General features: G+C 39.0%; 8 protein-coding genes and 1 tRNA gene. 3 read left to right on the top strand and 6 right to left on the bottom strand.

Annotation, left to right across the window (positions count from 1 at the left end; translation table 11 throughout):
- Positions 1–8: 8 nt before the first annotated feature.
- Both MQE36_RS07645 and der read right to left on the bottom strand, forming a co-directional pair.
- Positions 9–2,789, bottom strand: coding sequence for an outer membrane beta-barrel protein (locus tag MQE36_RS07645; RefSeq protein WP_242938573.1), 2,781 nt, complete (start codon positions 2,787–2,789; stop codon positions 9–11).
- 470 nt (positions 2,790–3,259) lie between these two features.
- The gene (der, locus tag MQE36_RS07640) at positions 3,260–4,564 is read right to left on the bottom strand and encodes a ribosome biogenesis GTPase Der (RefSeq protein WP_242938572.1); all 1,305 of its coding nucleotides are present in this window, start codon (positions 4,562–4,564) and stop codon (positions 3,260–3,262) included.
- Positions 4,565–4,781: 217 nt separating this feature from the next.
- Here der and MQE36_RS07635 point away from each other — a divergent pair, with 217 nt between their 5' ends.
- On the top strand, positions 4,782–5,321 hold the full coding sequence (locus MQE36_RS07635) for a lipid-binding SYLF domain-containing protein (protein WP_242938571.1): 540 nt from the start codon (positions 4,782–4,784) through the stop codon (positions 5,319–5,321).
- Between the two features lie 335 nt (positions 5,322–5,656).
- On the opposite strand, the gene era is transcribed toward MQE36_RS07635, so the two are convergent.
- Together era and MQE36_RS07625 are read right to left on the bottom strand one after the other, a co-directional pair.
- Positions 5,657–6,544: a GTPase Era gene (era, locus tag MQE36_RS07630; protein WP_242938570.1), complete on the bottom strand. Its 888-nt coding sequence runs from the start codon at positions 6,542–6,544 to the stop codon at positions 5,657–5,659.
- A complete protein-coding gene (locus tag MQE36_RS07625; protein WP_242938569.1) occupies positions 6,537–7,901 on the bottom strand; it encodes an alanine/glycine:cation symporter family protein in 1,365 nt (454 codons plus the stop codon). The genes era and MQE36_RS07625 overlap by 8 nt, the downstream gene beginning before the upstream one ends.
- Positions 7,902–8,068: 167 nt before the next feature.
- Here MQE36_RS07625 and MQE36_RS07620 point away from each other — a divergent pair.
- Both MQE36_RS07620 and MQE36_RS07615 read left to right on the top strand, forming a co-directional pair.
- A tRNA-Met gene (locus MQE36_RS07620) sits at positions 8,069–8,141 on the top strand.
- 375 nt (positions 8,142–8,516) lie between these two features.
- Positions 8,517–10,559: a M13 family metallopeptidase gene (locus tag MQE36_RS07615; protein WP_242938568.1), complete on the top strand. Its 2,043-nt coding sequence runs from the start codon at positions 8,517–8,519 to the stop codon at positions 10,557–10,559.
- A 93-nt stretch (positions 10,560–10,652) separates the two neighbouring features.
- On the opposite strand, the gene MQE36_RS07610 is transcribed toward MQE36_RS07615, so the two are convergent.
- Both MQE36_RS07610 and MQE36_RS07605 read right to left on the bottom strand, forming a co-directional pair.
- A complete protein-coding gene (locus MQE36_RS07610) occupies positions 10,653–11,546 on the bottom strand; it encodes a hypothetical protein (protein WP_242938567.1) in 894 nt (297 codons plus the stop codon).
- A 12-nt stretch (positions 11,547–11,558) separates the two neighbouring features.
- The gene (locus MQE36_RS07605; RefSeq protein ID WP_242938566.1) at positions 11,559–15,062 is read right to left on the bottom strand and encodes a DUF3859 domain-containing protein; all 3,504 of its coding nucleotides are present in this window, start codon (positions 15,060–15,062) and stop codon (positions 11,559–11,561) included.
- Between the last annotated feature and the right edge of the window lie 172 nt (positions 15,063–15,234).

The raw sequence follows: 15,234 nt of genomic DNA, 5'->3' as shown, positions 1-15,234 counted from the left end.
ATTAAGCATTAAAACCTTCTAAATCGCATGCCTCCATGCGACGGTGGCCGCTTCCCTCCGAACTTATCAAACTTCCAGGTAAAACTCAGCATAAAATAGCGTTGCAATACGGTACTCTGGCTATCCTGTATATAATCTTCTGCCACTGTCCGCCTTGTATTAATATTCTGATCGAGCAAGTCGTAAGCCAATAGCTTCAGGGTTCCTTTTTCTTTAAACATCTGCACTCCCAAACTCATATTCCAGAAAACGGAACTTTTATCAAAGCCATCACTGACATTCCCATTATAACTATATACAATGTCATTGCCCCATATAATATTCTTGGGCCAGTAAGTAGATGTCCTTAATTCGGCATTGTGGGTTATAAACTTAACTTCATTTAAGTTGTCCAGTGTATATGACGTATTGTTAAATGCTATAGCATAACCAGGTTCTATATCTATAAGTTCTTTGTAATTGAAATCAAATGTTAACCGTGGAGTGAAACTAAAGTTTTTAGAAGTAAACTTAACCCCATTGCTAAAACTGATTTCATTATTATATCCGCCATTTAATCTCAGGCGCCAACCAAGAGTATAGACAGTATCTTTTTTAATCTGCTTTCCGTATGATGCTCCCAAATTCGCCGAATAATTACCATCGACATTGGTGTATGTCGTTCTTCTGATGAAATTCTCATCAGTTACGGTTAAACGGGTTATTCTATCATTCTGAAAATTCATGGATCCATAGATAAACATCCCGCTTCTGCTCCTCCAATCGAAGTTATTATAATTAAATGAAATCCTGTGACTTAAAGAGGCATCGAGATCGGGATTACCGGTAATGATATTGGTAGGATTCGATATGTTCTCGATCGGCTGAAGCTGAGAAATGGACGGAACATCGACATTCGACCTGTAATCGAACCGAATACGCTTGTTTCTGCTTAATCTCCAACGAACCCTGCTTGTAAAATAAAAGTTATTAAAATCTTTATCGAATTGCGTATTTTGTAAATAATCGTCATTATTCATTTGTGTATTCTGCCAATTGGCATTTACCCCTACACTCAATGATTCACCCTCATAATTAAGTCCGAAGGAAGATCTTTGCCTTATATTTTTGAATATAAAGTCAGAGCTAAGGTCCTGGTTAAAATCTGTATACCCGCCGGTTACATCATCGTAATCGTTTACTATTCTATGATTCTTCTGAAGTTGCCAGTCATAGTTGTATTCGATATCTGCAAAAAGGTTTTCGACTATGGGTTGCCTGAACTCCACCTGGGCTCCATAGGCATCTGACCGGTTATTCGTGGAGGTCTGCTGATCTACCTCTTCTTCGGAAGGATTATTACCATATACTTCTCTTAAGGTATTCAGATTAGAGATTCCTTCAGACACATTATTATTATTATTGAACCCTACTCTCAGGAATCTGCCATTACTTCCGAATCTTTTAATTATGCTCAGGTTATTACTAAAACCCTGTTGCTCATTTTCGCTTACATTGGCAGACTCACTTTCATTGATCAGGTCGCCATTCTCGTCTGTTGCCATTTCACTTCTGACATTAGAGGAAAGGCTCTTAGCCAGGTTAAATCTGGGTGCAAGGGTTATCTTTAAAGTAGAGTCAAGTTCGAACTCAAAACGCGCATTGGCTCTGTGAGAATCAGTATCACCGTCAAAGCTGGAGGTACTTTCCGTAAAATACCGCCTGTCAGGAAGTATATTTTCTCTTGAAGTTTTCGTATCGTTAAAGGAGCTGCTTCCCCCATAAAAATAATCGGCGGTCAGTTCTGTTTTATCATTAAACTCATTTGCATAATTCCCTCCTATACTGGTCGAGGTCGTTATTCCCTGTCCAAACCCAAAACTAAGCCCATTGACACTAAAACCTCCATTCCCTCCAACAGATACGCTTCTTCTGCCTGAGTTCCCTACCATATCAAAAATTTCATCCATGGAAAATCCGGCACTGTTGATATTATTTTTACCTGCAAGAATACTTACGCGTTCTTCTCCTTTAAACATATTCAGCATTCCGTTCAACTGGTAGCGGTCATCGGTTCCGTATCCGGCAGTCATTCTACCGAAGTGTCCCTTATTTTTATCTTCTTTTATGGTTATGTTGATTGTTTTTTCTTCGGAATTAGATTCCTTACCGGTAAATTCTTCGGTTTCAGATTTTGTATCTGTGATCTGTATTTTATCGATAATCTCCTTCGGCAAATTTTTAGTGGCTATTTTGGGATCATCCCCGAAAAAGGCTTTTCCGTTTACTAAAACCCTGTTAACATCTCTCCCGTTCACGGTTATCTTTCCATCGCTATCGACCTCTACCCCCGGTAGTTTTTTCAACAATTCTTCTACATTAGCATCCGGACGAGCCTTAAAAGAATCGGCATTAAACTCTAATGTATCCTTCTTTATCTGGATCGGGATACGTTCTCCTACCACACTTACGCCTTCCAGTTCTTCCATATGCTGTTCCAGCAGTACTTCACCCAATTCGATTTTAGATTTATTAAGTTCTATAATCCGCTTATTGACACCATATCCTGAATAGGAAATATATAAATTGGCTTTGGTAACCGGGGTCTGCAACTCAAGTTCAAAAGAACCGTCTTTTTCAGAGATAGTGTATGAAATTAAAGTACTGTCTTTTAATGTCTCTGCATAAATGGTAGCAGCTTCCAGCACAGTATTTGTACCTCCGTCTTTAATAATTCCTTTTACAACAAAGTCTTGTGCATAAATAAAACCGCCTAAAAGCAGTATTATAAGGGTGATCTTTTTTCTCATTCTTCTGGTTCAAGGTTCGATTAACTTCGATACTACAAAAGACATTAATAAACGGGAAAGGTTTAACATTGTTATGTTATAATTTTCTTAAAAAAGAGACAAAAAGCAACCAATCGAAGCATATTTCCTTTTTTTTCTCAACAATTGAGATTTCCCCCTCCCGATAATACCTGAATACATCGAAATGCTCAGCATAAAATACCATTGCAAAACTATACCCTGGAAATCATCTTTTTGTTCCGGTCGCATATAAGGTAGGCATGCGGCCTTCAACACATCCGGTTTAAACCGTGCAACGACTTTTACCCTCAACGGTTCCGGTTATGGCGGAATCTTGTGTATAAAGTCACCCCTCCTGCAAAAAGAAGTCATAACGTAATCCTGTCTTTTTTTGATTGAACTCTCAACAAGAGTAAGATTTCAGTTCAACCAAAAAACCAAGAAGATGTTAAAAAATTAATTTCGTACAGTTATTTTTTCCTGAAATACACCTGAATTGGCACACCGTTAAAGTCAAAATTTTCTCTTAGTTTATTTTCTACAAACCTTCTGTACGGATCTTTTATATACTGGGGAAGGTTTGCAAAAAAGGCAAACTGTGGTGTTGGTGTAGGCAATTGTGTACAGTACTTGATTTTTACATACTTTCCTTTGGCGGCCGGCGGTGGCGTTTTTTCAATTAAAGGAAGCATGGTATTGTTCAATTTTGAAGTGGAAATCTTTTTGCTTCTGCTCTTGTACACCTCTACAGCCGTTTCTATAGCTTTGTAGATACGTTGTTTGGTAAGGGCCGACATAAATATGATAGGAACATCTGTAAAGGGTTCTATCTCTTTTCTTATCTTTCTTTCAAAATCCCTAACGGTATTGGTTTCTTTTTCTACAAGATCCCATTTATTTATAAGGATAACGATTCCTTTTTTGTTTCTTTCGGCTAACCAGAATATATTGGAGTCCTGTCCTTCGAACCCTCTCGTGGCATCCAGTACCAGCAGACAAACGTCAGAATGCTCTATAGCCCGTACAGAACGCATCACAGAATAAAACTCAAGGTCTTCTTTTACTTTCGCCTTTCTTCTGATACCCGCGGTATCAACCAGATTGAATTCAAACCCAAATCTATTATAGCGCGTATCTATACTATCACGTGTGGTTCCTGCAATGTCGGTAACTATATACCGGTCTTCTCCTATCAGTGCATTGATAAAAGAAGATTTTCCTGCATTTGGCCTACCTACTACTGCAAAACGAGGTAGTTCTTCATCTGTCGCTTCCTCATATTCAGGAAGTGCTTCTACCACCGCATCGAGCAATTCCCCGCTACCGCTACCGTTAATACTCGATATCGTGTAATAATCTCCCAGTCCCAACCCATAGAACTCAACAGCATTCGCTTCCCTGGTTGCATCATCCACTTTATTAACAGCGACAAAAACCGGTTTCTGAGATTGTCTTAATAGCTTCGCTACGTCTTCATCCATCCCGGTAATGCCAACTTCAACATCAACTACAAAGATCAGCACATCGGCTTCATCTATAGCCAATTCTACCTGTTTATCTATTTCCTGTTCGAAGATATCATCACTTCCTACAACATAACCACCGGTATCAATGAGTGAAAACTCTCTCCCATTCCAATCAGCTTTTCCGTAATGGCGATCGCGGGTTACTCCGCTAACTGAATCCACAATCGCTTCTCTTCTTTGAATCAATCTATTAAACAGGGTCGATTTCCCTACATTGGGTCTTCCTACTATGGCTACAATACCGCTCATAAACAAAAAATTAGGTTGCAAAGGTAAGGTTTAGATTATTAAGTTAATAACATGTATCGTAAGTTATCGACATTCTATAAAATTCTTTTGAGGAACATTTCCTTTTGTTTTTCGGATAAATTTTCGGTTACAAACAGTAAATAACTAATAATTAACACATTATGTCATTTTTTATTCAGAACTTTAATAGCCTTATTAACCAACAAAAAACAACATCATGATAACATTTAAAAAAATCCTTTTAGTGTTTACCATCGGGTTATTCACATGTGCTGTTACGGCACAAAACGACAAAGACCAAAAAATAATTGATGATGCCAAAACGGCAAAAACCACCTTATTAGATGCCAACCCCGAACTTAAAAAGTTTTTTACCAATTCTGCCGGATATGTAATTTTTCCGAATGTGGGTAAAGGTGGATTTATTATCGGAGGCGCTTCTGGCAACGGGGTCGTTTACGAAAAGGGGAAAATAATCGGAATGGCAGGTTTAAAGAAACTCAATGTTGGGCTGCAAGCCGGAGGACAAGCCATTATAGAGGTCATCTTTTTTGAGACCCAAAATGAGCTGGATCAGTTTAAAAAAGGGAAATTCAAGTTCGATGCCGGTGCTTCTGCCACGGCGATACATTCGGGCGAATCTGTCGATGCCAAATATTCAGAAGGTGTAGCTGTATTTACTCATACAAAGGGTGGATTAATGGCTGAAGCATCTGTTGGGGGTCAAAAATTCAAGTACAAGGCTTTTGAAGAGTAAACTACCTCGGAGCAAGCTCCGGGAGAGGGGTCGAGCGTAAAAAAGGCAGATCAGCACAGCGTACTTTTTTGGCGATGGAGCCAGCTCGCCCATAAGCATAACATGTCGCCGCTAGCCCCGTGAAATTCCGTCAGGAGTATTTCACCAGGACATGACCCCGTATTCCCGACAGTATCGGGATTAAATCTCGATTATCAAGTAAAAGAGGGTGTCTAAAAAGACTGTTTTTGTCAACCTGAACTCTTTCCAGATTCTCACAACGTTTTGTGAATCAACGTGATGAGATCCTGATATAAATTCAGAACGACACTTTTGACATCTTTTAGACGGTCTCTTTACTTTTGGTTGTATCCAAACCTTCTTAACTGGTTGGAATTACTTCTCCAGTTCTTATTCACTTTAACAAACAGCTCCAGATGTACCTGTTTACCAAAGAATTTTTCAAGATCCTCTCTGGACTGCATCCCGACTTTCTTCAGTGCTGCTCCTTTATGTCCGATGATGATCCCTTTTTGTGTATCCCGTTCCACCATGATTACAGAGCGTATCCGGATAATAGTGTCGTCTTCTAGAAATTCCTCTGTTTCTACCTCTACAGCATAGGGGATTTCTTTTTTATAATTCAACAATATTTTTTCCCGAATGGTCTCATTGACAAAAAATCGCTCCGGCTTGTCTGTTAATTGATCTTTAGCATAGAACGGTGGTGAATCGGGCAGTAGTTCTACAATTCGCCCAAATACTTCAGGCACATTAAAATTCGTTAAGGCTGATATCGGATATATCTCAGCCCCTGGTAATTTCGTTGTCCAATAGGCTACTTGTTCTTCCAATTGTTCCTGGCTCGACTTGTCAATCTTATTCAAAAGCAATAATACCGGAATCTCTGAGTTTTGCAGCCGTCTGAAAAAGGCTTCATCTTTTAATTCTTTTTCGCCGATTTCTACCATATATATCAACAGGTCTGCATCTTCGAAGGCCGATTTTACAAAATCCATCATCGATTCCTGCAACTGGTATGACGGCTTTATAATACCCGGGGTATCGGATAATATCACCTGGAAATTTTCTCCGTTTACAATCCCTAATATCCTATGGCGTGTGGTTTGTGCTTTGGATGTTATAATCGAAAGTTTTTCTCCGACAAAGGCATTCATCAATGTTGATTTCCCTACATTCGGATTTCCGATTATATTTACGAAACCTGCTTTATGATCACTCATACTTTTCTTTTAACTGATTAAAGTAGCTATTCATTACCAGATTCATTTTTGGTGCCAACCATAATACGGCTATCATATTCGGGATGCTCATCAATGCAAATGCAAGATCTATAAGTCCCACCACCAAATCTACCGATGCTACCGCTGCAAAGATAATGCTGATAATATAAACCGCATTATAATACTTTCCTATTTTTGGTCCTGCAAGATAATTCAGGCATTTGGTTCCGTAATAGGAATAGGTAAAGAGGGTTGATATCCCAAAACATATAATCATAAGCATTAACAATTCATCCCCAAATCCATGTAACAATTTTTCAAAGGCCTGAAGTGTAATAACTATACCGCTATCTTCTGCATTGATATAGACCCCGCTTATTATAATGATGACAGCTGTTATGGTACAGACAATGAGCGTATCTATAAAAGGTCCCAGCATCGCCACCAGTCCTTCATGTACAGGTTGATTGGTTTTCGATTGCCCATGATACATAGGGGCATTACCTACTCCCGACTCATTCGAAAATACAGCTCTCCTGATGCCTAACAATATAAGCCCCCATAAACCTCCCTGAGTAGCGGTTTTGAGATTAAAGGCTTCTGCAAAAATCAGTTTAAAGGAAGGCAAAATAGCTTCCGAATAAGTCGTTAATATATAGATAGCCGTCAGCATATAGAGCACCACCATAAACGGGACTATGGTTGTGGCTGCCTTAACTATTGATCTTAATCCTCCATAAATTACTAAAATAGTGATTATGGTCAGTAAAACACCTATTACTAACTTCCAGTAAAATTCTCCCAGGTTAAAATACTGTTCCGGTTTTACTACTTGTATAACACTTTGGGTAAGCTGATTGGCAGTAAAAGCAGGCAAAACTCCTACCAGTCCGGCAACAGAAAAGAAAACAGCCAGGGGTTTACCATATTGCTTTAATCCTATTTTCATATAATACATCGGTCCGCCAAGTACATTTCCTGCATCATCTTTCTCTCTGAATAAAATAGCCAGTCCACACGAATAAAATTTTATAGCCGCTCCTATGATAGCTGTAAGCCACATCCAGAATACCACTCCGGGACCACCGGAGTAAATGGCAATGGCTACTCCCGAAATATTACCGAGCCCGACAGTTGAGGCCACTACCGAGGACAGGGCCTGAAAATGACTCACCTGCCCACTGTCCGAATCGCAATCGTATTTCCCCCTCACTACATCTATGGCGTGCTTCATATGTAAATACGGTTTAAATCCTGAGTAGAATACAAGGAAACAACCGCCGCCTATGGTAAGCACCAGCATGATCCATTCTGTAATTCCGGTTATTTCCCCGATAAAATCTGTTACAGCTTTCATAAATAGCTTGGCATTGTCATCCTAAATTTGTATTTTACAGATGCGTGAAGATATAGAATTTATTTTTACAACATATTCGTATACAGAATCTTGCATACGATCATCTAAAATAATTTAAAATTTATTTGGTAAACTTTAAATTCGTCGTATATTTGCACTCGCAAGATCGCGGGATAGAGCAGTAGGTAGCTCGTCGGGCTCATAACCCGAAGGTCACAGGTTCGAGTCCTGTTCCCGCTACAAAGACAAGAGAATCATGAAAATGGTTCTCTTTTTTTATGGGGTAAATTAGGGTTTACAAGTATCTCAAAATTCGGATCATTCCCAATAGTTGTGTTTATGCAAAGGAGCTTCTCTTCAAACACCAACGAACTACGATAACTCATTAATACAGTTTATGTTACCTTATAAAAAGCATTGTGAAAGTGGTTCTTTTTTAAAAATAACAGCCGTTTTTTTCTTAACTTTGGCATTCATTTTCAATACCACTGAAAAGGTTTTAAAATTACTTCCCTTAATTTTATCGGAGCTCACCTAATTATTAATTCGTTTCCTGAACCGGAACGCCAACTCTCCCAACTCTTTTATTTTTTTTAACCATTAAAATTAAATTCTATGAAAGGTTTATTATTGACTCTAGGAGTGCTCTCTCTTTTTCTGAGTTGCAAGAATGAAGTTAAAGAACAGCAGAAAACGGAATCTGCTTTAATTTCCGGTTTGTCCTTAAACTATATCGATAGTACTATTGCCCCGGGAAATGATTTTTCCGGTTTCGCCAATGGTAAATGGTATAAAACTGCGGAGATGTACCCAGGCACACCTTTTAACGGCACCATGATAAAGGCAACTTTTGAAGCGGAAGACCAAATAGGGCAAATTTTAAAAGATGTTGTCAACGGAGGGGATTATCCTGAAAACTCCCCTAAAGGACAGATAAAAGCTTTTTATGAAAGTTACATAGATACTGTGACCAGAAATCAATTAGGGGCAAAACCACTTCAAAAAGAGCTGGATTCGATTTTCGCTGTTAAATCCCGATCGCACCTGGCAAGACTAATGGGATATATAACGGTTCCTTCCCTTTTTGGGGATGACGTTTTTCTGGATTCGAAAAACACAACTCGATATGTGTATTACATCTCTCAACGTGATTTAGGAATTAAAAGTCTCGAATATTATTTACAAGATACACCGCCATATCCCGCAGTTCGTAAAGCCTACCAGGATTACATACAAAAGATATTTACATTGGCCGGTGTTGACCATCCTAAAGAACGCGCCAAAACCATTTTAGATTTAGAGACAGAAATAGCAAAATACCTTTGGACAAAAACGGAAAGGAGAGATAAGAATAAAATGTATCATTTATTGACCGTGGATGAACTCAAAAAGTATTCTCCTGGTTTTGATTGGGAGGCTTATTTAAAGGCTAAAAACCTGAATAATCTGAAAGAGGTGGTTCTACAGACAGATACAGCTGTTAAATCAGTGGCAGAAATCTATAGTAAAACCCCTCTTGAAGACCTTAAGACACTTTTGGCTTATTATCTAATTCATGGGGCAGCAACACTTTTATCTACTGACATAGAAAAAGCTAATTTCGATTTTTTCAGCAAGACCCTGTCAGGAATTCCTGAAGACCGTCCATTAGAGGATAAGGCTCAAAGCGTTTCCAATCAGGTCTTAAATTGGCAATTGGGAACATTGTATTCTGATAAATATTTAACCCCAGAAATCGGGGAGAAAGCAAATGAATTGGTAGGATACATGAAAAAAGCCATCTTAAAAAGACTGGAAACCAATGACTGGATGGACGAATCTACTAAACAAGAAGCTCTAAAAAAGTTTAAAAATATCCATTGGAAGGTTGGCAAACCCGGAAAGCTTATTGACCAATCTGCGCTTGTTTTTAAGGCTGATGATTTAATCGGGAATCTCAGAAAGGTAAAACTCTGGGGGGCTAATGATGATTTGAAGCGACTTGATGAACCCAAACGGGAATGGGAGTGGTTAAGAGAAGAACAAGTAGTTAATGCTTATTACCAGGCCGAAATGAACGACGTAGTAATACCTATAGGGATTTTAAGACAACCGGTATTTGATCCCGAAGTAGATGCTGCAACCAATTTCGGAGGCATTCTTGCAGCCGTAGGGCATGAAGTCGGCCATGCCTTTGATGATCAAGGAAGCAAATCTGATGCCGATGGACTATTGAGAAACTGGTGGTCTGAATCTTCGAGAAAGGAGTTTGAGAAACGAGCCGGTATGTTGGTAGCGCAGTATAACCAATACGAGGCGGCTCCCGGAGTTTTTCTAAACGGAAACTTAACTTTAGGTGAGAATATAGGTGATGTTGGCGGTCTGGCCTTAGCTTACAGCGCTTACAAGACATATGTAAAGGAAAAACAAGGGGGAGAAGCACCAGTTATTGACGGACTTACAGGAGACCAAAGATTTTTCCTGGCCTATGCCCAAATGTGGAGTTGGATAACAACCGATCAATATGCACGTGTGGCGGCATTAACCGATCCGCATAGCCCGGGTCAATTCAGGGCAAATGGTGCGGTACGTAATATGGATGCCTGGTATAAAGCTTTTAATGTACAGCCGACTGATTCGCTATACCTTGAACCAAAGGACAGGGTAAAAATATGGTGATTCAATCCCCGCCATAAAAACAAGGGGGTGTCTGAAAAGTTATTTTTAAACACCCCGTAAAATTCAAAGATCTTTTCTAACGGTTCCGTTATATTAAACCCCCAATTGTCGCAAAGTATGCTCAGACACATTACCACACCATTCTGACCCTATAATCATTGGAAATATTTTTTCAACTATATCATCTCCTCCGACCTTCCCCTGATCGTAATAAACTGCCTTTTGCTCCTTTATATAATGTGCTGTAAAATACTCCCTGTTCTTCTGATCTTTTAAATACGTTGCCGGATTACACGTATCAAACAGATCATAGAACAAATCCGGAATTCCTACATATGCATAATTTGATATTTGTGCTCCCAACAACTTAAGTGTATTGGTATTCCAGCCAATTTTTTCATAAACATACCCCAATAATACTATAGATGGATAATATAAAAAACCGGAAATTTTATCATTAGCACCCCATTTTCTCTTGAATTCATTTTTTACTCTCAGAGAATTAAGGTAATTGATATACACCTCAACATCCTCCTCGTTATTCAACATATAAAAGAATGCAACCCAAAAGCCAACAGGTGTTTTATCGGGCAACTGCATGGTAGGCGAATAAACCCCATAGTTATATGAAGAAATACGGTTAATCCATTTCCGGACTATTGATTTCAACGCTGGTTCACCACAAGCCTTTTCAAAAAAAACTATTTCAGACCATGTGTTAACATCTATTGATGTCCGATACCTTTCAGGCATACGTTTCAATACCCCGCTTATAGAGTCTTGTAACTCATTATGTGCAGAGAATGGCACAAACACATCTCCTTTCATTGAACCGAAAGCTAAATGTATTTTTTGAGACTTATGTTTTTCTTTCGCTAAACGATGCATTTTTTCATAAGAGCCAAATTCATTATCAAGCAACCCCGAAAGAGTCTCCCCTATTGCTGTTATTGACGTCAGGTCTGATTGTATATTTAAAACATTCATACTTATAAATTCTTATCCTTTTATGGTGTTAAACTTTGTTTCATAGATCGGCTTTTGAGTCTCATCTATTTCATTCTCCCATACCCTGATCTTCCACTCTCCTTCTAGAATGTATTTATTCATATCAATAACCCATCCGATAAATTGCGGCGAATCATCAGGCACTTTAAACAAGAACTCTTCCGCTGTCTCTTCACCAAACATTGATTTCACTAAAGGGTGATATATCTTAACTGCCAGCATTTTTGGCGTTATTAAGTTTGTAAAGCGATAACAGAAACCGAAAACCGAATTCTTCTCCAGGGCGATGGGATCAGGATCTCCCTGACGGGTCAATGACCCCGGTTCCGGATAATTGTCGTACAATCCGACCGGCCCTGACGGCAAATAGACTCCTTTATCCAACAACTTAAATTCGGGTTCTTCAACTTCAGCTGCCGATAATATTTCTAACGTCTCTTCAAGTAACACCCTGTCCTGCTCCATATCTTTAATCCTGAACGTCCATTCACCCGCAACCACACTTTCTTCAGAAATAAATCGATGGAAATAGCCAAATGATTGTCCGTTAAACAAAGCTATTTTCCTGGTACTTTTAGTAGTCATCATTCCTGTAACCGAATCTTCCTTTTCAGGGTGATCGATCTCCCCCATAAATGAATATTTATCTTCACAATCCGGACAATTAAATGCAAATTGCAGTCCAAATGAAATACCGGGTTTCCCTATAATTCTTGCTGTTTCTGAAACAGGGGAAGCTGCACCGCTCTCATCTGCATATAAACCGAAAAATTTCTTTTTAACCTGGTAATCAACCGCTTTGAATGGCTTATTGAGATAAAATAATTTTCTTAGAAGGAAATGCTCCCCTTCAATAGTCGATATTTCTATCGACCAGGTTCCTGTGTTTAAAGCGTCTTCACTACTCAATTGATATCCGGCAAAGAAATTACAATCGGCCTCTGCTTCCTGCAACCATTCTCTAGAAGTTATACGGTCTCCGGTTTCGGAACATGTTGTCTCGGGAAAAGTCACTTTAACATTGAAAGCAAAAATACGTTGCCTACCCAATGCTTCCGGTGTAAACCGCACCCCGATAACATCTCCGTCTTCAGGAATAAATGCGCTTTCGGGATCAATTAATTCTGGGTTATTAAGTTCTTCACTTTCACAAAAACTCTCTGCGGAGGTTTCAGTGCGAAACCTGCCTGTTTCATAATGAAGGATCTTCGGAGTACAATTTTCATTTATGTAATTGGACTTAGCAGTTGAAGATGATATGACTCGTCCGCCAACAAAACTTACAATCGGTACAGAAGGAAATTCGAATTCAAACTCCTCTTGTTCTGCCCCCGAAAACAAAGCCCTAATATCCCAAACTTTCAATTCGTCATTCGTATCTGCTAAAAAATATCGCCCACATGGACTGAAAAAAACCGTATGAGGGGTATACGTGTTTTTATCAACTACAATACGCCCCAATTCCTCACCTGTGTTTACATCAGAAAAACAGAACATCCCTTCTGTGAACGCATCATCTCCACACCTCACCACAATATCTCCTCTGGAAACGTATATTTTTCCGTAGGTGAAATTATTGATCTTATTAACAAATTCTGCATCAGGCAGGGAATACACATAATTATCTACTATCGCCTTCTGCGAGTCGCTACTGGCCGCAAGTTCCAGGCAAATACCATAATCACCCAATTTCCCTGTTTTTTTAATCAGCTCGCCGGTATCCACATCAAAAATCAACAATTTACTATCCTTCAATACCATAAAGTATTTTCCGTCTTTAGTAAATACAGGATCTGAATACTTCTTCTTATACTTCCAGCGACTTACCTCCGTCATCGTTTTTAAATCGAAACAGACAACCTGATTTCTTTCTTCTTTGGATAAATCTACATCGATCTTAACCCCGCTATAATCATGGTCTGGTTCAAAGTCATCGCCTTTCTTCCTTAGAATCATTACGAGCCTTGTTCCGTCGCCACTTAAAAATATTCCTTTTGAGGGAGCTTTTATCTTAAAACAGTCCAGGCCTGAACTCAAATGCCACCCTTGTATAATATCGTCTGTATCGGTAATAAAATGCACAGGGCTGTGGGGTTTAATATCATGTGTGGTGTGCATTGAACTCACTTCTGCGGTCTCATGGAGCAGGTTCCTGACCGTGATCTGTTTTTTCGTATCAAAATCTACTATTCTTACAAGTCCTTCATCGGCCAGAATCAGATAATCCTTCTGTTCAAACCTGATAAAATCGGCTCCCGCAACATCATATATTACAGAAGCATGGGGCGTTTGATCTTTCTCAACACCTCCTACTCTATTAAGTTTCAGCCCGGTAATTTCTTCGTATGAAGGCGGATACAGTGAATGATCTGCCAATGCGGGATTATGTATCAGATCTTGTATCGTCTGGTTGAAAGAATCGGTAAGTTCTTCATATTCTTCTTTATCGCAGATCTCTTTTAAAAAATCACCAATGGCAGACTCATCCAGGTAATCCTCCCATGTCCGGTCTCCAATTTCATCTTCGAGATCGTACCCTCTGAGATCGCGACATTCAAAATTCATAGCTATTGAGGATGCCAGATGATCTTCGGCTAATAACCTGATATATTTATCACGAAAAGATTTTTCAGCAAGTTTTTTACAAAGCTCTTCTTCAAACATATCGAAATAGTCATAATCTGCACAAGCCCTGCTATAAACCGCAGCGTACAGATAGATCATCTCCGGTTCTCCGGCATACCTGTTAAACACAAACGGAATTAACTCCAATGCCGACACATCATGCCACCTGTCAAACAATCCAAAACATTCAACCATCAAAGGAATATATTCAGAACTTTGTTTTAATAAAGCATGCATTGGTGCCTCAAAAATCACATTCTGTTTATTATTCCTGATATCGCCCTCACTCCCCAAAGTATAATGAAATGCATTTATCATTTTTATATACTTCAGCACCTTTTCTTTTAATTCCGGAAACCCCAGACATGCATCAAAAAAACGCACTTCAACATCAAATTCATCGACGTATCTGACATACCCTTCTTCGGGTTCTTTTAAAAGAAACGCATATGAAAAATCTTTTGGGTAATTGAACATCTGCTGCAACCTTTCCCTGTCAGAAATATTCAGGTACATTTTATCGAGGGCAGCTCCTAAAGACACTTTATCAGTTAAATCAACTTTAATTTCATGGATATTATCCGGGCCGTAATGGGTTTGAATATATCTTATCAAACTTTCCTTTACCAACGCTATACCATCATCTTTCTCCAAAAGTTTCAATAACACCTGATCGTATTGAGGCAAACCGTAAATAAGGTTTTGAATTTTCCCTGCAAATTGTCCCTGAGTGTATACTTTAGGCTCTCCTTTCCCTATTTCTGTTTCATCGCGAAGTGCATCGTATAACCGGATAAACTTATCTTCTTGTATGAGCTCAGATTTCTTCAGGGAGTTATATATTTCATCAAAAGATGTTGATTCATTCATGATATAATACTTTATTTTTGTGTAAAAGTAAAGTCTTATCATAACCGGCCGCGGGCAAACTAATAAACGCGCATAAAGATTTGATATTTGTTACCTGTATACGGCCCGGTATCAACGCATCTACCTAAGTTGAAAATTTTAACATGAATCATCAGGGTTTACAAGAAAACCC

This window comes from Zhouia spongiae, from assembly GCF_022760175.1.
GTDB lineage: Bacteria > Bacteroidota > Bacteroidia > Flavobacteriales > Flavobacteriaceae > Zhouia > Zhouia spongiae.
The sequence above is the reverse complement of the archived record's forward strand: the minus strand, read 5'-3'. Positions and strand labels throughout refer to the sequence as shown.